The sequence below is a fragment of the Micromonospora chalcea genome (assembly GCF_002926165.1).
Taxonomy (GTDB): domain Bacteria; phylum Actinomycetota; class Actinomycetes; order Mycobacteriales; family Micromonosporaceae; genus Micromonospora; species Micromonospora chalcea.
In genome coordinates this window covers 32,749-50,794 of the sequence record NZ_MAGP01000111.1, presented here as the reverse complement: position 1 = coordinate 50,794, position 18,046 = coordinate 32,749, and the positions used below count along the sequence as shown (strand labels likewise).

The following is an 18,046-nucleotide window of genomic DNA, read 5'->3' as shown; positions in this document are numbered from 1 at the left end:
GAGCGACCGGCGCCCAAGGCACCGGCCAACGGGGTCGTCGCTCAGGCAGCCGAAGCCCGCCGGAGTGTCGTCCGTGTCACTGCACGGTAAACGGCTTTCGCGATCGTGCCAAGACGTGTCGCTCCGGGTGGGATGGACGGCATACGCATAACGGTCAGCAGGGCACTGCGAGGCATCAATCTCCCCGCTGGGAGCGCGCCCGGGCGATGATCCATCGGCCGCACCGGTCGGGATGCCGACGTTTTCCGTGCTCGGGAGCCCTGCGAGGCGGGATTTCCGGGGCTCAGTCGCTATGCTGAGCCCGACGCACGCGCCCCTGTAGCTCAGCTGGCCAGAGCACTCGCCTTGTAAGCGAGATGTCGCCGGTTCGATCCCGGCCGGGGGCTCCAATTCCATCAGGCATTTCGCGGCGGCAGCCGCTGCGATCTGCCCGGATGACAGCAACGAGGGTCACGACCGCCCGTCACAGGCCCTAGCCTGACGGCCATGACTCTTGATCTCATCCTGCTACCCGAGCCCGTCGGACAGCCCTCGCTGAAGGCGTCGGACGGCGAACGGAAGGGTGCGGGTGAGCCGTCCGACTCGCAGGCATGGGACGCCATCGTTTCCGGCGTACGGGACGTCGTCGGCGAGGTGGTTCTGGGCGAGGACGGCCCGAGCCGCACGCTGACGCACCAGCCCAGCGGCATTACGGTGCGCTACCGGTCCGGTGAGACGGCCATCAATCTGCCGTTCTGGCCCAGTGGCAGTGACGTGGATGCTGAAGGGCTCGTCCGGACCATGTACCGGATCGGGCACGTGGTAGCGGACGCGACGGGCCTGGTCGCCCATGTTTCGCAACTGGGTGTGCCGCTGACCGAAGCTGAGTCCAGGATCGACGCCGCGGTCGATCTGCTGTTGGACGATCCCGTTTCGTCTCACCTCTGGCCGCGCGATGGGTTCCGGGTCTACTTCACCGGGTCCGTCACCCTTGCCGACGCCGTGCAGCGCCTGAAGTCGATGGTGGTGGCCGAGGAGAGCGACCGATTCACCGTCCAATGGTCCGATGGTCCCCAGCTGGAGGTGACCTTCGACGCGGGGCCACGGATTGTCGCTGAGGCCGCTGAGGTCGCCGAGGACTATGGCATCCCCGAGATGGCCGCCTACGACCGCCGGTTCCAGGTCACGTTCGACGATCTCGACGAGGTGCTCCAGGAAGTCAACACCCTGATCGAGGTCAACCTACAGCTCCAAGATCTCACCGGCGGTTACGTGAAACGTTCCTGGAACGACGAGGTGTCGCCGCCGTACGACGACCCGGTGGACGGCAGCTAACGGACCTGTACCTCGCACTCCGGACAAGATGCCGACAACACCGCAGGTCAGCTGACCTGCCCTGGTCCGTGAGGAACATGCCGGTCGCGCCCACCACGGTCAGGGCCACGGCGACCGTCACGCCGCCGCTGCCCTGAGTGACGCCGGCGGAGTCGGCGCGTCGGCGGTGCGGGGCGGCTCGATGCTCGACAACCGGACAGCTGTACTTTACAGGGACGATGATCGATGGACATGATCGTCAGGGAAGGTTGCTGTCACTTTCCTCGACGAAAGGTCGCCGTCATGCCGATCACGCCCGTCACCCTCACCCCGCGTGCCTGGCGCCGTGCCGCCGCGATCACTGTCGCCGCCCTCGCGGGCGCTGTTCTCGCCGCCGTGAACGGCCAGCCGGCCTCGGCCACCCCGCCCGGCATCCCCTCCCAGGCGACGGCGCAGTCGCAGCTCAACGCGCTGACAGTGGCCGCACAGGGCTCAATGTCCGGCTACTCGCGGGACCTGTTCCCCCACTGGATCACCATCACCGGAACCTGCAACACCCGCGAGCAGGTCCTCAAGCGGGACGGCACGTCCGTCGTGGTCAGCAGCTCCTGCGCCGCCACCTCAGGCCGCTGGTACAGCCCCTATGACGGTGCGACCTGGTACGCCGCCTCCGACGTCGACATCGACCACGTCGTGCCCCTGGCGGAGGCGTGGCGGTCAGGAGCCAACTCCTGGACGACGAGCCGCCGGCAGAGCTTCGCCAACGACCTGACCCGCCCGCAACTGATCGCGGTCACCGACAACGTCAACCAGGCCAAGGGCGATCAGGACCCCTCGACGTGGCAGCCGCCGCTGACGTCGTACCGCTGCACCTACAGCAAGATGTGGATCACCGTGAAGTACAACTGGGGCCTGACGCTCCAGTCATCCGAGAAGTCAGCACTGCAGAGCATGCTCAACACCTGCGCCTCGTGATCGCAGGAGCCGTCGCTCGGGCCGGATGACAGCAGCGCGCACACCAGGGCCGCCCCGGACGGTGTCTTCCGCCGGGCGGGGCGGCCGACAACGGGTGGCACGGGTCAGGGTGCCTCGGCCGTGCTGACGATCGACGTCTCGGTAGGCTGGCCGGCGGGGGGACGGCGTGAGCAGAGCGGTCGAGGAGTCCAATCGGGCGATGCTGCGGGCCCGCGACGCGATGGACCGGGCGTACGCGCAGCCGCTGGACATCGCCGCGCTGGCCCGGATCGCCCACGTGTCCGAGGCGCACTTCATCCGTACCTTCCGGGCCACCTTCGGCGAGACCCCGCACCGCTACCTGCAACGCCGCCGGGTCGAGCGGGCCATGGCCCTGCTACTGGAGACCGACCGCGACGTCACCGACATCTGCCTCGCCGTCGGCTTCAACAGCCTCGGCACGTTCAGCCGGACGTTCCACGGCATCGTCGGTGCGTCGCCCTCGGCCTTCCGGCGTCGCCGGGCCGCGCCGCCGGACGTGCCGAGCTGCTTCGCCAAGTCCTGGACCAGACCGAGCAGTTTTGGATAAGCAGCAGGTCAGGCCGCTGCTCTAGCGTCGTCGGCATGACGATGACTTCGACTTCCCGCTCGCAGATCTACGTGCTCGACCAGGACGAGGCGCTCGACTTCTACGTCGGGAAGCTGGGCCTGGAGGTCAGCACCGACCAGGATCTCGGCTTCATGCGCTGGCTCACCGTGAACGTGCCGGGTGACCCGGGCCGGGAGATCCTGCTGGAGAAGCCGGGCCCGCCGGCCCTGGACCCGAAGACCGCCGAGCAGGTCCGGGAGCTGCTGACCAAGGGCGCCGCGGGCGGGTTCCTCTTCTTCACCACCGACGACGCGCACAAGACGTACGCGGATCTGGTCGCGAAGGGTGTGGAGGTGACCGACGAGCCGACCGACCGGCCGTACGGGATCGACTTCGGCATCCGCGACCCGTTCGGCAACCGGATCCGGATCGGTCAGATGCGCCAGGGGCAGTGAACGGCGCGGCGGCGGGCTAGTCTCGCGGTCCCCGACCGTGGAGGCGCCGATGCCCAGCCGCCTGCTCTACCTGGTCCGCCACGGCGAGCAGGACCGCCCGGACCAGGAGGCCGACACCGGCCTGTCCGAGCGCGGCCGGCGGCAGGCGACGCTGCTGGGTGAGCGGCTGCGCGGCACGCGCTTCGCCGCCGTACACCATGGGCCGGCCCGCCGGGCCGCGGAGACCGCCGCGTTGGTCGCGGCGTCGCTGCCGGGTGTTCCGGTACGCGAGGACGACCGCGCCGGCGACCACGTGCCGCACGACACCGACCCGGCCGGCCTGCCCGAGCGGTACGCGGAGTTCCTGGCCGGGTTCACCGAGCGGGAGCGGCGCGACGGACCGCGTGTGACCGCGGAGGCGGTGGCGCGGTTCGCCGCCGCCCCCGCGGAGGGTGACGTACGCGAGTTGGTCGTCACCCACAACTTCCTGGTCGCCTGGCTGGTGCTGCACGCGCTGGAGGCGCCGCCGCACCGCTGGATCGGGCTCAACCACCAGAACTGCGGGCTCACCGTGATCCGGTACAGCTCGGGTGGCCCGCCGACGCTCGTCGCGCTGAACGACGTCGCCCACCTGCCACCCGAGCTGCGCGCCACCGGCCTGCCCGACGACTACCGGTTCTGATCCGGCGCTCAGGCGATCAGCTTCACCACGGCGTCGGCGACGGCGCGGGCGGACTGCGGGTTCTGGCCGGTGACCAGCCGCTCGTCGACCACCACGTGCTCGGTGAAGTCAGGCGCCGGCACGTGCTGCGCGCCCGCCTCGGTGAGCTTGTCGGCGAGCAGGAACGCCACCTCGTCGGTGAGGCCGACGGCCGCCTCCTCGCTGTTGGTGAACCCGGCGACCCGCTTGCCGGCGACGAGCCGTGAGCCGTCGGTGAGCGTGAGGTTCACCAGCGCCGACGGGCCGTGGCAGACGGCGGCCACCACACCGCCGCGCTCGTAGACCGAGCGGGCGATCCGGGCCAGGTCGGGGTCGTCGGGGAAGTCCCACATGGTGCCGTGACCGCCGGCGAAGAGGATCACGTCGTACCCGGCCGGGTCGACGTCTGCGGCCTTCGGGGTGTCGGTGACGCCGGCGGTGGCGAGGAAGTCGTTCTGGGTGGTGTCGTTCTCGTCCCGCCCGTCGACCGGCGGCTCGCCGCCGGCCACGGAGACCAGGTCGACGTCGTAGCCGGCGGCCCGGAACACCTCCCACGGCTCGGCGGCCTCGCCGACGTAGTAGCCGGTCGAGCGGCCGGTGCGGCCCAGCTCGGAGTGACTGGTCAGGGCGATGAGTGCGCGAGTCATGCCTTCCATGCTGGCCCCGCCGCCGGCCGGCCGGCCGTAGGCCGATGTCACAGCCGGAACGGGTTTGAAGTCGGCGCCGGTCAGCCGGTGGCGCCGTTGAGCAGGTCCACCACCTGCGCGGTGACGGCGGGCGGCGTGGCCTGCGGCGGGCAGTCCACGTAGCTGACCTGGTTGGGCCCGACGGTGAGCCGGTAGCTGAACGCGTCGGCGCACATGGTCGCCGGTGCGGTGACGGCGGCTTCGGCGGCCAGCCGGGGGTCGGCCGCGAGTTGCCGCAGCCGGGTGAGCTTCTCCGCGGCGAGCTGCCCCTCTCGGGAGGCGCCGGCGCGGTCGGTGCGGGTCCAGTGGCCGTCCGGCCCGACCCGGACGGTGTCGGTCAGCCCGGCGATGCCGCCCGACTTCACGAGCACGACCTCGGTGGCCAGCGGCGAGGGCCCGTCCGTGACGACGGGTGGCGCGTCGGTGCGGGCGCAGCCGGCGAGCGGGACGAGAAGGGCGGCGACGGCCGCCACGGCGGGGGCAGCTCTCATACCGGTTCGGACGCGCGACGGGACCACCCGGTTCCGGTCCACCGGTCCTCCTCATCCGTTCGGTCAGTGTCTCCGGCGGGTTCCCGCCAGCCTCTTTCACGTTCGTCGATGTATCGCTATATCTACATCAGTGACTACCCCCGTCACAACATTCGCCTTCCAGGAGGGCCCGTGAAAAGATCCGTCGCCGCCGTCAGCGCAGCGCTGCTCACCAGCAGCGTGCTGGCCTGCGTCACCACCTCGGCGCAAGCGGCAGCGCCAACCGCCCCCAGCCCCGAGACCTCGGCCGCGGCCAAGGCCGCGAGCCTGCTGCGCGCCAACCCCGGCGTCGTCAAGGGCGCCGGCGGTGAGGCCTATCAGGCCGTCCGCACCAAGGTCGACCCCTCCGGGGCGGCGCACACCCGGTACAGCCGGACCTATCAGGGTCTCCGGGTGTACGGCGGTGACTTCGTCATCCACACCGCCCCCAACGGCACCATGACCAGCGCGTCGGTCAGCCTCGACGCCCCGCTGACCCTGAGCACCACCGCGAAGGTCGGCGCGGAGGCGGCCAAGGCCAGCGCCCGCAAGACGTTCTCCGGCTCGCTCACCTCGGTCGGCACGCCGGAGTTGTTCGTCGACGCCAGCAGCGGCAAGGGCCGCCTCGCCTGGGAGACCGTCGCGACGGGCTGGAAGGCGGACAAGCAGACCCCGTCGAAGCTGCACGTCGTCACCGACGCCACCACCGGCAAGGTGATCGGCTCGTACGACGAGGTCGAGACGGTGGCCGGCACCGGCCAGGGCATCTACACCGGCTCGGTCACCATCGACACCACGCTCTCCGGCAGCACGTACCAGATGATCGACCCGGTACGCGGCAACGGCCGCACCTGCGACATGAACAACGGGACCTCCACCTGCACCACGTTCACCGACGCGGACAACGCGTGGGGCAACGGCGCCACCTCGAACCGGCAGTCGGCCGCCGTGGACGCCCACTTCGGCGCCGCCAAGACGTTCGACTACTTCAAGAACGTGCACGGCCGCAACGGCATCTTCGGCAACGGCCAGGGCGTGCCGAGCCGGGTGCACTACGGCAACAACTACGTCAACGCCTTCTGGGACGGGGCCCAGATGACCTACGGCGACGGCTCGGGCAACTCCCGCCCGCTGGTCTCGCTGGACGTCGCGGGCCACGAGATGAGCCACGGCGTCACCGAGGCGCTGGCCGGGCTGGTCTACTCCGGTGAGTCCGGTGGCCTGAACGAGTCCACCAGCGACATCTTCGGCAACATGGTGGAGTTCTACGCCGCCGCGCCGAGCGACCCGGGCGACTACCAGGTCGGCGAGAAGATCAACATCAACGGCAACGGTACGCCGCTGCGCTACATGTACAACCCGTCGCTGGACGGCTCGTCCGACTCCTGCTGGTCCACCAGCACGAAGAACAAGGACGTGCACTACTCCTCCGGCGTCGGCAACCACTTCTTCTTCAACCTCGCCGAGGGCACCGGCGCCACCGCGTACGGCACCTCGCCGGTCTGCGGCTCGGCCCCGGCGGTCACCGGCATCGGCCGCACCAAGGCGGAGAAGATCTGGTACCGGGCGCTCGACGTGTACTTCACCTCGAACACCTCGTACGTCAACACCAGCAACCCGGCCAACACCGCCCGCGCGTACACCCTGCGGGCCGCCACCGACCTGTACGGCAACTGCTCCACCGAGTACAAGACCGTCCAGGCCGCCTGGACCGCGGTGAACGTCGCCGGTAACGACGCGCCGTGCAGCTCCACCGGCAACGACTTCTCCGTCTCGCTCTCGCCGACCGCCGGGTCGGTCACCGCGGGCGGTTCGGTCACCGCCACCGTCGCCACGGCCACCACCAACGGCAGCGCGCAGACCGTGACGTTCTCCGCGTCCGGCCTGCCGACCGGCGCCACCGCGTCGTTCAGCCCCTCCTCGGTGACCTCGGGCGGCTCGTCCACGCTCACCATCTCCACCAGCTCCAGCACGCCGACCGGCACCTACTCGGTGACCGTCACCGGCAGCGCGGCGTCCGGCACGAAGACCGCCACGTTCTCGCTGACGGTGAACGGCACCGGCGGCGGCTGCACCGGCGCGGGCCAGAAGCTCGGCAACCCGGGCTTCGAGTCCGGCAACACGGTCTGGACCTCCACCTCCGGCGTGATCGGCCAGTACGGCTCGCAGGGCCAGCCGACCCGCACCGGTACGTGGAACGCCTGGCTGAACGGCTACGGCAGCACCCGCACCGACTCGCTGTCGCAGTCGGTGAGCCTGCCGAGCGGCTGCTCCGCGTACACCTTCTCGTTCTGGCTGCACATCGACTCGGCCGAGACCACCAGCAGCGTCCAGTACGACAAGCTGAACGTGCAGGTGCTCAACTCCTCCGGTTCGGTGCTGGCCACGCTGGCGACCTACTCGAACCTGAACAAGGCCAGCGGCTACAGCCAGAAGTCGTTCTCCCTGGCGTCGTACGCCGGGCAGACCGTCACGCTGAAGTTCACCGGCACCGAGGACGTCTCCCTGCAGACGTCGTTCGTGCTCGACGACACCGCTGTCAACGTCTCCTGACCTGACCGCCCGACCCCGGGGCCCGGCGGCCACCCCACGCGGGTGGCCGCCGGGCCCCGCCCGTTACGGTCGCACCATGTCCGACGCGGAACTCACGGTCAGGGTGGACGGCCCGGTGGCAACCGTGGTCATCCACAACCCGGCCCGGCGCAACGCCATGACCCCGGCCATGTGGCGGCAGCTCCCGGTGCTGCTCGACGGCCTGGAGGCCGACCCGGCGGTACGGGTGCTGGTGCTCACCGGCGCGGCCGGCACGTTCTGCGCCGGGGCCGACCTCGGCGACCTGGACGAGCTGCTGGCCGCCGGAGACGGCAGCATCGCGGTGGCCGCCGAGGAACGGCTCGCCGCGTTCGGCCGTCCCACTGTGGCCGCGATCGAGGGTGCCTGCGTGGGCGGCGGCTGCCAGCTCGCCGTCGCCTGCGATCTGCGGCTGGCCTCGGCGGAGGCCCGGTTCGGCGTACCCCCGGCCCGGCTCGGCCTGGTCTACCCGGCGCCGACCACCCGCCGGCTGGCCGCGCTCGTCGGTCCGTCCGCCGCCAAGCACCTGCTGTTCAGCAGCGAGCTGGTCGACGCCGAGCGGGCGCTGCGGATCGGCCTGGTGGACGAGGTGCTGCCGGCCGGGGAGCTGGCCGGGCGGGTGACAACGCTGACCGCCACCATCGCCGAGCGTTCCCGGCTCACGGTGGCCGCCGCGAAGGAGATCGTCGACGGGCGCGCCGACGCCGACCGGCTCGCGTGGTGGCACGGCCAGGTGCGGGACAGCGGCGAGGCCCGCGAGGGGGTGGCGGCCATGAACGAGCGCCGCCCGCCGCGCTTCGGCTGGACCCCGCCGACCGCCCACTGACCGCCGTTTGCCCGGCACCCCTCGGCGGGTACGTCCCGACCGGCGATCCAGCGGTCACCGCGCCGACCGGCTCCGGCTGACCTGGGCCAGCAGTTCGTCCACCGACCACTGGTCGGAGGCGTGTTCGCCGTACTTCTCGGCGAGCACCCGCCCGTCCGGCGCGATCAGGAAGTCGGCCGGCAGCCCGAACCGGCCGCCGTGCGGCGTAAGGGACGGCGACCGCTCCCGTCCGCGCAGGATGTACCAGGTGCTGATCGCCACGCCGCGCAGGATCGGCAGCCAGGCGCGCGGGTCGAGCAGCGACCGCCGCGCCGACTCCACCCCGAACTCCCGGTAGAGCCGCCGGTCCGGATCGGCCACCACGGCGAACGGCAGGTCGGCGACGTGCTCGCGCAACTCGTCGGCGGGGGAGTGGAAGAGCACCACCTCGCGTACGCCCGCCGCCTCGATCTCGGCGTGCCGGCGGACGATCGAGCGCAGGTGGAGGTTGCAGACCGGGCAGCCGGCGAAGCGACGGAACTGGAGGTGGACCAGGCGGTCCGGGTCCGGCAGGGCGACCTGGGCGCCGGTCACGCTGGTGAGATGGCGAGGGGTGACGACGTCCATGCGCGCTCCCGTTGTAGGCGTACGACGTACTCCTACAACCGTAGGCGTATCTTGTACGCTGTCAAGGCCATGCCCCGCCCCCGTTCCCTGACCCCGGCCCAGCTCGCCGCCGCCGCCCTCGCGGTGCTCGACCGGGACGGCCTCGCCGGCCTCACCATGCGCGCGGTCGGCGCGCAGCTCGGCACCAGCACGATGGGCCTCTACCGCTACGTCGCCGACCGCGACGAGTTGGAAGCGCTCGTCGTCGAGCGGGTCCTCGAACCGGTCGACACCCACCCGCCGCCCGACGTCCCGTGGGCGGACGGCATCCGGGACCTGGCCGAGCGGGTACGCCGCGCGGTCGGTCTCCACCCGGCAGTGGTGCCGTTGCTCCCCGCGTACCGGCACCGCTCGCCGACGATCCTGCGCTGGGGCGAGGCGGTGCTCGCGGTGCTGACCGGGGCCGGCTTCACCGGCACCGGACGGGTGATCGCGTTCCGCGCCCTGCTCGGCTACGTGGTCGGCGCGATCCAGATGGAACACCTCGGCGCGCTGGCCGGGCCCGGCACGGCTGTCATCGCGGCGCTGCCCCGCGACGAGTTCCCCCTGCTCGCCGCGACCGCGCGCGACGCCGGCGTGGTCGTACCGGAGGACGAGTTCGGCGGCGGGCTGGACCTCCTGCTCGACGGGCTGGCCCGGCGTCTCGACAGGTAGGCGCACTGGTGGGACCGGCGGGCGCGGCGCCGGGGCGTACCCCCGACACCGCCCCCTGTGCCCGCCGGCCGTCCGTCACCGCGCCAGCGCGGCCCAGCTCGGCGTCACCGGAGCCCGCCGCAGCGGCATGCCCGCCTCGGCCGGGGTCCGGTCGCCCTTGCGCTGGTTGCACGCGTAGCAGGCGGCGGTGGTGTTCCCCCAGGTGTTCCGGCCACCGCGCGAGCGGGGCAGGACGTGGTCGATCGTGCTGGCCGCGCCGTCGCAGTAGGCGCAGCGCCGCCGGTCGCGCGCCAGCACCCCGGCCCGGGACCAGGCCGGGCCGGCGCTGAACCGCCAGCGGGTCACCACGTACCGGACGAGGCGGACCACCCGCGGCAGCGGGAAGACGCCGATCACCCGGTCCGGCTCGGCCTCGTGGATCTCGGCGACCCGGCGGCAGAGCATCCGGATCGCGTGCTTGACGGTGACCCGGTGCAGCGGGCCGAGGTCGGCGTTTATGACGAGGACGGCGTCCACCGGGCTCTCCCTTCACGATCGGCGGTACGGCGACGAAAAAGCCGCCCGGTCCACGGGACCGGGCGGCGACGACGGGGACGCGCGACGCGCGTCAGTCGTGCCCTCCGGGCCAGGGACCGTGTTCCCGGCAGCCGTCGCCGAGCAGCCACGACGTCATCGTGGTGGCGTATCGCAGCGACATCGACGGCTCCCGGAACGGTGGTTGACCTTGCGCGGTCACGGTAGATCGATTCGGGAAACGCCTGCAACGTATTTCGATCCGCCGTCGGTGGGTCGCCGCTGCCGTCCGGCCCGTCCGGCGCTTCGCGCGGCGGTGAGCGGCCGGTCGATCCGGGCGGTCATCTGCACCACCAGCTCGCTGTCCAGCAGCGGGCGGTTCACCTCGGCGGCCACCGACAGCGTCGGCGTGGAGATCGACCGCCAGATCGCGGTCAGTCCGGCGCCGAGGCCGACGAGCGCCACCGCCGCCCGGGTGGTGGGGGAGCCGGCCGCCGCGGCGGCGCTGACGCCGACCACTGCCAGCAGCACCACCAGCAGGGGCGCCAGCACCGGCCAGAAGATGCCCCGGGCCGCCTGCGCCACCAGCTTCCGGTCCCGGATGATGACGTTGCGGGCGATCACCGCCCAGTTCTCCTCGTCCAGCAGATCGCGCGGATGCAGCCCGCCGGTGAGCACGTCCTGCCACAGGTCGCCCTGGTTGCGCAGCTCCCGGGCCAGGTCGGCGAGACCGGCCTCGCCCGGGTCGCCGACGGTGGCCCGGCCGACAGCCGTGGCCCAGGCGGCGAGCGAGCGGCGCACCACGGCGGCCGAGTACGGCGGCAGCACGCTCGCCAGTTCGTCCAGCCACCTGCTGATCTGGAGGTGCCGGCCACCGAACCGGCCGGGGAGCCGGTCGGCGTCGCCGCGCCGGACGGTGTCGGCGAGTGAGCGCCCGAGCCGGTACGCCACACCCACCCGGTGGTTCGTCGCCATCGTCCAGCGCAGCACGTCGATGTTGAGGTCGTCGAGCGCGCGCAGCAGCGGCTCCCGGTCGGCGGCGGTGGCGCGGCGGGCGGCGGCGGTGGACGGCAGGGTACGGCCGGCCGGGGTCAGCGGCGCGATCTGGGCCAGCGCCACGTCCACGCCGTCGAGGTACATGCCGAGCCGGTGCCACCCGGCCAGCTCGGTCAGGTTCGACAGCTTCGGCGGCGCGGCCACCGGACGGTTCCCGCCGTCGGTCAGGTCGGCGGTCCGCGCGTGGTGGTAGGCGTCCGCCATCGACCAGCCGAGTCGCAGCGCGGTGACCACCGCGGTCCGTTCGTCCCGTGGCGTCCCGTGCTCCTCGTCGCGCCGCTCCCGCGTCGCGGTGCTCACCGCCCGACCTCCCGTGTCACCGGATCAGTCGAGCGTAGAGCCGTTTCTGCCCCTCTATGACCGTTTCGGGCCCACCCTGCCGGCCAGCAGGCCGCGCGGACGGATCGAGCGGACCGGCTCGGCCGCCGCCCCCTCGGCGCGCAGGATGTGGTTCGCCGCGATGATCCCGGTGGCCGCCGACCGTTCCATCAGCGCGCTCGGGAACTCCGTGCGGATGCCGTCCCCGGCCAGGTAGAGGCCCGCCGCGTCGGTCTCCACCCCCGGACGGCCAGCGTGGCTGCCCGGCGTGAACGCCGGGGCCTGCGCCTCGACCCGGGCGCGCAGCTCGCGTACCCGCAGGTCGGCCACCTCCGGCCAGAGCGCGGTCAGCTCCCGCAGCATCCGCGCGGCCAGCTCGTCGGCCGGTACGTCCGGCTCGCAGGCGTACGCGTGCAGCTCCACCACCGAGCCGCCGGTCCGCTCGGCCCAGCGGCGCGGTTCGTCCTCCAGCCGGTGGTAGAGCGTCACCGAATCCAGCGTGGGCTGCCGGGAGACGCCACTGAACACCGCCCGGTCCGGGCGGACGTCCCCGTCCATCCAGTACCGCGCCACCGCGTACGGCGGCCCGGGCGTGCCGAACGCGGGCATCCGCGCCACCAGCTCGGGTGCCGCCGCGACCAGGCCGGGCGAGGCGGCGACCAGCGCGGCGAGCGCGGTGGGGTCCACCGCGAGCACCACGTGCGGCGCCTCCCAGGTGTCGCCGTCCGCGCCGGTGACGCGCCAGCCCTCCGGGGTACGGTCCAGCCGGGCCGCCGGAGCGCCGGTCAGCACCCGGCCGCCGTGCTTCTCCACGTGCCGGGTCAGCGGCTCCCAGATCGCTGTCGCGTAGTCCCGGTCCGGGCAGTCGAAGGCCAGCCCTTCCGGGTTGCCGAGCAGGTAGAAGTGGAACTGCGCGATCATCTCGGCGGCCGACATCTCCGCCTCGTGGTTGAAGAACGAGTGCGAGAAGACCTCGAACAGCATGGCCCGCGCCCGGTCCGGCAGCCGCAGCGAGGTGAGCAACTCGTCGGCAGTGCGCTCGTCGAACTCCTCGTAGGTGCGTGCCGGGTCGTAGGTGAGCAGCGGCAGCGCGGCGTCCCGGTCCATCGACCGCAGGTCCGCCAGGCGCAGGCTGGGGCTGCGCAGCAGCAACGCCAGCAGGTTGGCCGGCGGCGCGGGCGGCAGCTTGCCGAACTCCTCGGTCGGCCACTGCTCGGACAGGATCGGATAGCCCGGGATCGGCTTGAGGAAGCCCAGCGCCGGGTCGACCCGGCGCAGGATCGACCGCCAGTTCCAGTACTGGCGGAAGAACGCGTGGAAGCCGTGCTCGTTGCGCTGGACGCCGTCGGGCAACTCCTCCGGCCACGCGCCGAGCCGTCCGCCGAGGTGCGGCGCGGCCTCCAGCACGGTCACCGCCACTCCGCGCTCGGCCAGCACCACCGCCGCCGACATGCCGGCGATGCCGCCGCCGACCACCAGTGCCGCGACCGGTCGCGACACGCGGGGAGCGCCACCGCCGCCCGGGTCCACCACGTGCTCGCGTACGCCGATCAGGCGACCTACCACTTGCGACAGACTCACGGGGGCATCCTTCAGTCGGTGGTCCCCCCAGTCTGCCCGAGGTGAAAGGAAGGGGCCCTTTTTAACGCATACGGATGTGCGGGGGCCCTTCTTAACGCCGGGCGGCCCGGTTACGTCCGCGCCGCGCGCCGGCCGCCCGCGCGCCGAGTGCGCCGCGCGGCGGCGTGGGGGAGGTGTTAACAAGGGGCCCTTCCTCTACCGGAGGCGTTAAAAAGGGGCCCTTCCTTTCACGGGAGGCAGTGGCGGGGGCGGTCGGAGGGGGGCCAGACGTACTCCAGGTCGGGGGAGACGTCGGTGAACAGCCGCGCATAGTGGACCGGGTCCTTGCGCAGCAGCGACGACCGGTGGCTGCGGTGCAGGTCGTCGCGGCCCAGCCAGGGCGGCAGCTCACCGGCGGCGGCCAGCTCGTCCTGGGTGCGGATCACCGCGATGCCGCAGGCGGTGGCGAGGTCGGTGGCGAGCGTGCCGGCGCAGGTGTCGGCCCGGCCGGGCTCGCACCACACCGCGCACATGTCCAGCCCGTACCGGGTCAGCGCCTCCTCGTACCCGGCCCACATCTTCACCGCGGGATGGTTGCGCCAGCCGTAGTCCGGCCGGGTCAGGCCGCGCAGCACCTGGATCGTCTCCACGCGCTGCTTGCCCAGCCGCTTCTGGTCCAGCGTCCGGGCGCTGGCCAGGAAGTCCGGATACGGCAGGAACGTCTGCATGCCGGTGCTCTACCCGTACCCGGCCACGCCATGCGTTCATGATCGAGGGGGCTGCGCGTACCGCGAGCGGCTGACTACCATCCGGACATGGCCGAGCCCCTGCGTGACCGCGCACGCCGCGCGACCGGCTGGCGGCTCCGGATGAACGGGGACGAACGCCCCCACTTCGTGGTCTGCGGCTCCGATCCGCTCGCCTACTGGGTGGTCCGGTCGCTGCTCGCCACCGACAGCGCCGACGGGCGGGTGCGGGTCACGCTCGTGGTGCCGGCCCGCCGCCGGTCCGAGGGCCCGGACGGGCGGGACGTGCCGGGGGTACGGGTCGTCACCGCCGAACGCCTCGATGAGGCGGCGTTCCGCCGGGCCGGACTGGCCGGCGCGGCCGGGCTGGCGCTGCTGAACCAGGACGACGTGGGCAACATGCACGCCGCGCTCTGCGCCCAGGAGGTCGAGTCCCGGCTGCGCCTGGTGGTGCGCATGTTCAACACCAACCTGGCGGACGGGCTGCGCCAGCTCTTCCCCGACTCGGCGGTGCTCTCCGACGCCTCGATGGCCGCGCCCGCCTTCGTCGCCGCAGCGCTGGGCGAGGTGGCGCCGACCCACTTCCGGCACGCCGGGCGCACGCTGTACGTGGCGCGGCGCGACGACGTACGCCCCCAGGACGTGGTCTGCGGCCTGGCCGTCACCACCGACCCGGACCTGGTCCGGGTGCTGCCCGCCGACGAGGCCGCGGCCGACGTGGTACTGGCCGAGGCGACCGGCCGGCCGGCGGGCACGGAGGAGGCCGCGCGGCGGCTGGTGCGGGCGCGGCGGCGACGGCAGCCGGCGGCGGTGCTGCTGCGCGCGGTCCGCCACTTCGCCACCCGCAAGATCGGCATCGCGGTGCTGGTGCTGCTCGGGGTGATCGCGGTGCTGGGCTGGCTCAACGCGCGGGCCGCCGACGTCAGCTGGAGCGAGGCGGTCTACCTGACGCTGGTCACCACGCTCACCGGCCAGGATCCGGACGTCAACAAGCCGGTCGCCGCCCAGGTCATGCAGGTGGTGCTCAACCTGGCCGGGCTGGCGCTGATCCCGCTGATCACCGCAGCGGTGGTCGACGGCGTCGTAAACGCCCGGCTGGCGCTGCACGCCGGGCGGGTCCAGCCGGACCGCTCCGGGCACGTGGTGCTGGTCGGGCTGGGCAACATCGGCACCCGGGTGATGGCCCAGCTGCACGACTTCGGCGTCGAGGTGGTGGCGATCGACAAGAACGCGGACGCGCGGGGCGCCGCGCTGGCGCACCGGCTGGGGGTGCCGCTGATCGTCGGCGACGCGGGCCGGGAGGAGACGCTGCGGTCCGCCTCGGTCGACACGTGCCAGGCGCTGGTGGTGGTCTCCACCGACGACGGGACGAACCTGCGTGCCGCGCTGATCGCCCGGTCGCTCGACCCGGACCTGCGGGTGGTGCTGCGGCTGTTCGACGGCGACTTCGCCGAGCGGATCCAGCAGGCGTTCGGCATCGGCATCTCGCGCAGTGTGTCCTATCTGGCCGCGCCGTCGTTCGCGGCGGCGCTGCTGGACCGCGCGGTCGTCGCCACCATCCCGGTCGACCGGCACGCGCTGCTGGTCACCGAGGTGCCGGTGGTGGCGGGCTCACCGCTGGACGGGCGTCCGCTGAGCGCGGTGGCCCGGCCCGGCGAGGTACGCCTGCTCGCGTACACCCGGCCGAACCAGAAAGCCGACTGGACGGCCGATCCGCGGATGGTGATCCAGGCCGGTGACCGGTTGACGGTGGTGGCCCGGCGGGCCGGGCTGACCGCGCTGCTGCGGGAGACCACGCCCGTGCCGCCGCCGGCGCCGCCCGCCGGCCCACCCGCCGCGCGCCGCCCGGAGGAGTGACCGGCCGCCTCAGGCAGGTCGACGACGGCGGCGGACGGCGTACCCGAGCGCGCCGAGCGCGAGCACGCCGAACCCGGCGAGCACGCTCGGCAGCGGCAGGTTGACCGCCAGCACCAGGCAGCCGACCAGCCCCAGCGCGGCGAGCACCCGGGCCGGTACGCGCCGGGCCGGGTCCGGGCCGAGCGTCAGCGCCGACGCGTTGGTGATCGCGTAGTAGACCAGCACGGTGCAGCTGGAGAAGCCGATCGCGCCCCGGACGTCGCCGACCGTGACGACGGCGATCACCACGGCGGCCACGGCCAGCTCGGCGCGGTGCGGCACCCGGTGGCGTGGGTGCACCGCCGCCAGCACGCGCGGCAGGTCCCGGCGGCGGGCCATCGCCAGCGAGGTGCGACCGACACCGGCCAGCAGCGACAGCAGCACCCCGGTCACCGCTACCGCCGCGCCGGCCCGGACCAGCCAGGCCAGCCCCGGGTGCCCGGCGGCCGTCACCACCTCGACCAGTGGCGCGTCCGTGGACGCCAGCCGGTCGGCGCCCAGCACGCCGAGCGCGACCACCGCCAGCGTCAGGTAGATCGCCAGCACCGCGCCGAGCGCCAGCGGCATCGCGCGGGGGATGGTGCGCTCCGGGTCGCGTACCTCCTCGCCCAGCGTGGCGATCCGCGCGTACCCGGCGAACGCGAAGAAGAGCAGCCCGGCGGCGGTGAGCACACCGCGTGCCCCGAGGTCGGCGGGGGCGGTGAGCCGGTCGGCCGCCACCTGCGGGGCACCGGTCACCGCCACCACGGCGAGCACTGTGAGCACCACCGCGACCAGCACCCGGGTGGCGGCGGCGGTCTTGCCGATGCCGCGCAGGTTCACCACCGTCACCGCCACCACCGCGAGGACGGCGACGAGCCGCGCCCGCCCCGGCCACAGGTACGCCCCGACGGTCAGCGCCATGGCGGCGCAGCTCGCGGTCTTGCCGACCACGAAGCCCCAGCCGGCCAGGAAGCCGGCGAACGGGTGCAGCCGTTCCCGGCCGTAGACGTAGGTGCCGCCGGACTCGGGGTAGCGGGCGGCGAGCCGGGCCGAGCTGGTGGCGTTGCAGTAGGCGATGAAGCCGGCCACCGCCAGCGCGACCAGCAGACCGACGCCGCCGGCTGCCGCCGCGGCGGGGGCGAAGACCACGAAGACGCCCGCGCCGAGCATCGAGCCGAGACCGATGACGACCGCGTCGGGTACGCCGAGTCGCCGCGCCAGTTGTTCCACACCGGCAGCCTAGGAGCGTGCGGTGAACAGCGGGTGCGGTCGCCCGGTCAGCCCGGCGCGGACCAGTCGACCGGCCGCCGCCAGTCGCCGAGCCGGCGCGGCAGCGGCAGGTCGTCCCAGGGCACCCGGCGCAGCAGCCGGTCCAGCAGCAGGCCGAGCAGCAGACCGGCGATCGAGTCGGTGAGCCAGTGCCAGCCCAGGTAGACGGTGGTGCAGAAGACCACCGCCGGGGGCACCACCCGGACCACGGTGACCAGCCGGGGCGGCACGGTCCGGCCGACCGTGCGCACGAGCGGGGCCAGTAGCAGGGCCAGCACGCCGTACCAGACGATCGCGTTGGCGACGTGCCCGGACGGGTACGACTGGGCGAAACGCACCGGCAGGTCGTGCTGGAACAGCGGCAGCGTCTGCTCGGGCGACAGGAACGGCTCCTTGACCGAGGCGCTCGGCGCCGGCCGGGCCGTCCACACCTTCAGCGGGCCGATCGTGAAGAACGTCAGCACGAACGCGACCACCGGCGGCAGGATCGGCCGCACCGAGCGCAGCCGCAGCGCCAGCAGCACGCCCAGCCCGGCCGCGAGCAGCGTCAGCGGGGTGCCCTGGCCGAGCAGGTTGAGCGTCATCGCCACCCAGCGGGCGGCGGTCGGGCGGTGCTCGTCGGACCAGTCGGCGACCGCCCGGTCGAGCCCGAACAGGTGCCCGGAGGTGAGCGCCACGGTGATCGCCACCACTGATGCGAGCAGCAGCCCGTCGAACCACCACCCGGCCGGCCGGACCGGCCGCAGCCGCAGGTGACCGCGTACCCCTGAGGTCTGACGCACGCGACCACGCTACCGGCCGCCGACCGCGCCGGGGCGGCGCGGGCATCGGCGGCTGTGTGCCGA

Annotated in this window: 18 protein-coding genes and 1 tRNA gene; 10 read left to right on the top strand and 9 right to left on the bottom strand. The window is 72.9% G+C overall.

Going from position 1 to position 18,046, the window contains the following annotated elements:
• Positions 1-312 precede the first annotated feature (312 nt).
• The 6 genes from BAW75_RS15260 (at position 313) to BAW75_RS15235 (ending at position 3,952) form a co-directional block, all read left to right on the top strand.
• A tRNA-Thr gene (locus tag BAW75_RS15260) sits at positions 313-389 on the top strand.
• 97 nt (positions 390-486) lie between these two features.
• Positions 487-1,314, top strand: coding sequence for a hypothetical protein (locus tag BAW75_RS15255; protein WP_051611341.1), 828 nt, complete (start codon positions 487-489; stop codon positions 1,312-1,314).
• Positions 1,315-1,596: 282 nt separating this feature from the next.
• On the top strand, positions 1,597-2,268 hold the full coding sequence (locus tag BAW75_RS15250) for an HNH endonuclease family protein (protein WP_104113974.1): 672 nt from the start codon (positions 1,597-1,599) through the stop codon (positions 2,266-2,268).
• 166 nt (positions 2,269-2,434) lie between these two features.
• Positions 2,435-2,836 (top strand): helix-turn-helix domain-containing protein, encoded by a 402-nt coding sequence (locus BAW75_RS15245; RefSeq protein WP_187693841.1) that lies wholly within the window; start codon positions 2,435-2,437, stop codon positions 2,834-2,836.
• Between the two features lie 35 nt (positions 2,837-2,871).
• Entirely contained in the window at positions 2,872-3,291 is a 420-nt protein-coding gene (locus BAW75_RS15240) for a VOC family protein (protein ID WP_043327953.1), read from the top strand.
• Positions 3,292-3,340: 49 nt separating this feature from the next.
• Positions 3,341-3,952 (top strand): histidine phosphatase family protein, encoded by a 612-nt coding sequence (locus BAW75_RS15235; protein WP_043330878.1) that lies wholly within the window; start codon positions 3,341-3,343, stop codon positions 3,950-3,952.
• 8 nt (positions 3,953-3,960) lie between these two features.
• Here BAW75_RS15235 and BAW75_RS15230 read toward each other — a convergent pair whose 3' ends face one another.
• Together BAW75_RS15230 and BAW75_RS15225 are read right to left on the bottom strand one after the other, a co-directional pair.
• A complete protein-coding gene (locus tag BAW75_RS15230) occupies positions 3,961-4,617 on the bottom strand; it encodes a type 1 glutamine amidotransferase domain-containing protein (protein ID WP_244206125.1) in 657 nt (218 codons plus the stop codon).
• 80 nt (positions 4,618-4,697) lie between these two features.
• Complete coding sequence (locus tag BAW75_RS15225) at positions 4,698-5,129, bottom strand: hypothetical protein (protein WP_043327954.1); 432 nt, start codon at positions 5,127-5,129, stop codon at positions 4,698-4,700.
• Positions 5,130-5,318: 189 nt separating this feature from the next.
• On the opposite strand from BAW75_RS15225, the gene BAW75_RS15220 reads away from it, so the two are divergent.
• Positions 5,319-7,718, top strand: coding sequence for a M4 family metallopeptidase (locus tag BAW75_RS15220; protein ID WP_104113973.1), 2,400 nt, complete (start codon positions 5,319-5,321; stop codon positions 7,716-7,718).
• A gap of 76 nt (positions 7,719-7,794) precedes the next feature.
• The gene (locus BAW75_RS15215; RefSeq protein WP_069088738.1) at positions 7,795-8,562 is read left to right on the top strand and encodes an enoyl-CoA hydratase/isomerase family protein; all 768 of its coding nucleotides are present in this window, start codon (positions 7,795-7,797) and stop codon (positions 8,560-8,562) included.
• A gap of 54 nt (positions 8,563-8,616) precedes the next feature.
• Here BAW75_RS15215 and BAW75_RS15210 read toward each other — a convergent pair whose 3' ends face one another.
• Positions 8,617-9,168 (bottom strand): peroxiredoxin-like family protein, encoded by a 552-nt coding sequence (locus BAW75_RS15210; protein WP_069088737.1) that lies wholly within the window; start codon positions 9,166-9,168, stop codon positions 8,617-8,619.
• A gap of 69 nt (positions 9,169-9,237) precedes the next feature.
• Here BAW75_RS15210 and BAW75_RS15205 point away from each other — a divergent pair, with 69 nt between their 5' ends.
• Positions 9,238-9,861 (top strand): TetR/AcrR family transcriptional regulator, encoded by a 624-nt coding sequence (locus tag BAW75_RS15205; RefSeq protein WP_244206124.1) that lies wholly within the window; start codon positions 9,238-9,240, stop codon positions 9,859-9,861.
• A gap of 75 nt (positions 9,862-9,936) precedes the next feature.
• Here the strand turns inward: BAW75_RS15205 and BAW75_RS15200 are convergent, their stop codons facing one another.
• The 4 genes from BAW75_RS15200 to BAW75_RS15185 all read right to left on the bottom strand — a co-directional run bounded on the left by BAW75_RS15200 (position 9,937) and on the right by BAW75_RS15185 (position 14,036).
• Positions 9,937-10,377: an HNH endonuclease gene (locus BAW75_RS15200; RefSeq protein ID WP_043327959.1), complete on the bottom strand. Its 441-nt coding sequence runs from the start codon at positions 10,375-10,377 to the stop codon at positions 9,937-9,939.
• A gap of 216 nt (positions 10,378-10,593) precedes the next feature.
• Positions 10,594-11,730, bottom strand: a complete 1,137-nt coding sequence (locus BAW75_RS15195) for a hypothetical protein (protein ID WP_104113971.1) — start codon at positions 11,728-11,730, stop codon at positions 10,594-10,596.
• 54 nt (positions 11,731-11,784) lie between these two features.
• A complete protein-coding gene (locus BAW75_RS15190; RefSeq protein ID WP_104113970.1) occupies positions 11,785-13,329 on the bottom strand; it encodes an FAD-dependent oxidoreductase in 1,545 nt (514 codons plus the stop codon).
• Positions 13,330-13,556: 227 nt separating this feature from the next.
• Positions 13,557-14,036 carry an MSMEG_6728 family protein gene (locus BAW75_RS15185; protein ID WP_104113969.1) on the bottom strand — a complete coding sequence of 160 codons (480 nt, stop codon included), beginning with the start codon at positions 14,034-14,036 and terminating at the stop codon, positions 13,557-13,559.
• Between the two features lie 87 nt (positions 14,037-14,123).
• On the opposite strand from BAW75_RS15185, the gene BAW75_RS15180 reads away from it, so the two are divergent.
• A complete protein-coding gene (locus BAW75_RS15180) occupies positions 14,124-15,911 on the top strand; it encodes a potassium channel family protein (RefSeq protein WP_420915006.1) in 1,788 nt (595 codons plus the stop codon).
• Positions 15,912-15,920: 9 nt separating this feature from the next.
• Here the strand turns inward: BAW75_RS15180 and BAW75_RS15175 are convergent, their stop codons facing one another.
• Together BAW75_RS15175 and BAW75_RS15170 are read right to left on the bottom strand one after the other, a co-directional pair.
• Entirely contained in the window at positions 15,921-17,162 is a 1,242-nt protein-coding gene (locus BAW75_RS15175; protein ID WP_104113968.1) for an APC family permease, read from the bottom strand.
• A gap of 47 nt (positions 17,163-17,209) precedes the next feature.
• Positions 17,210-17,983, bottom strand: a complete 774-nt coding sequence (locus BAW75_RS15170; RefSeq protein WP_104113967.1) for a phosphatase PAP2 family protein — start codon at positions 17,981-17,983, stop codon at positions 17,210-17,212.
• Positions 17,984-18,046: the final 63 nt, after the last annotated feature.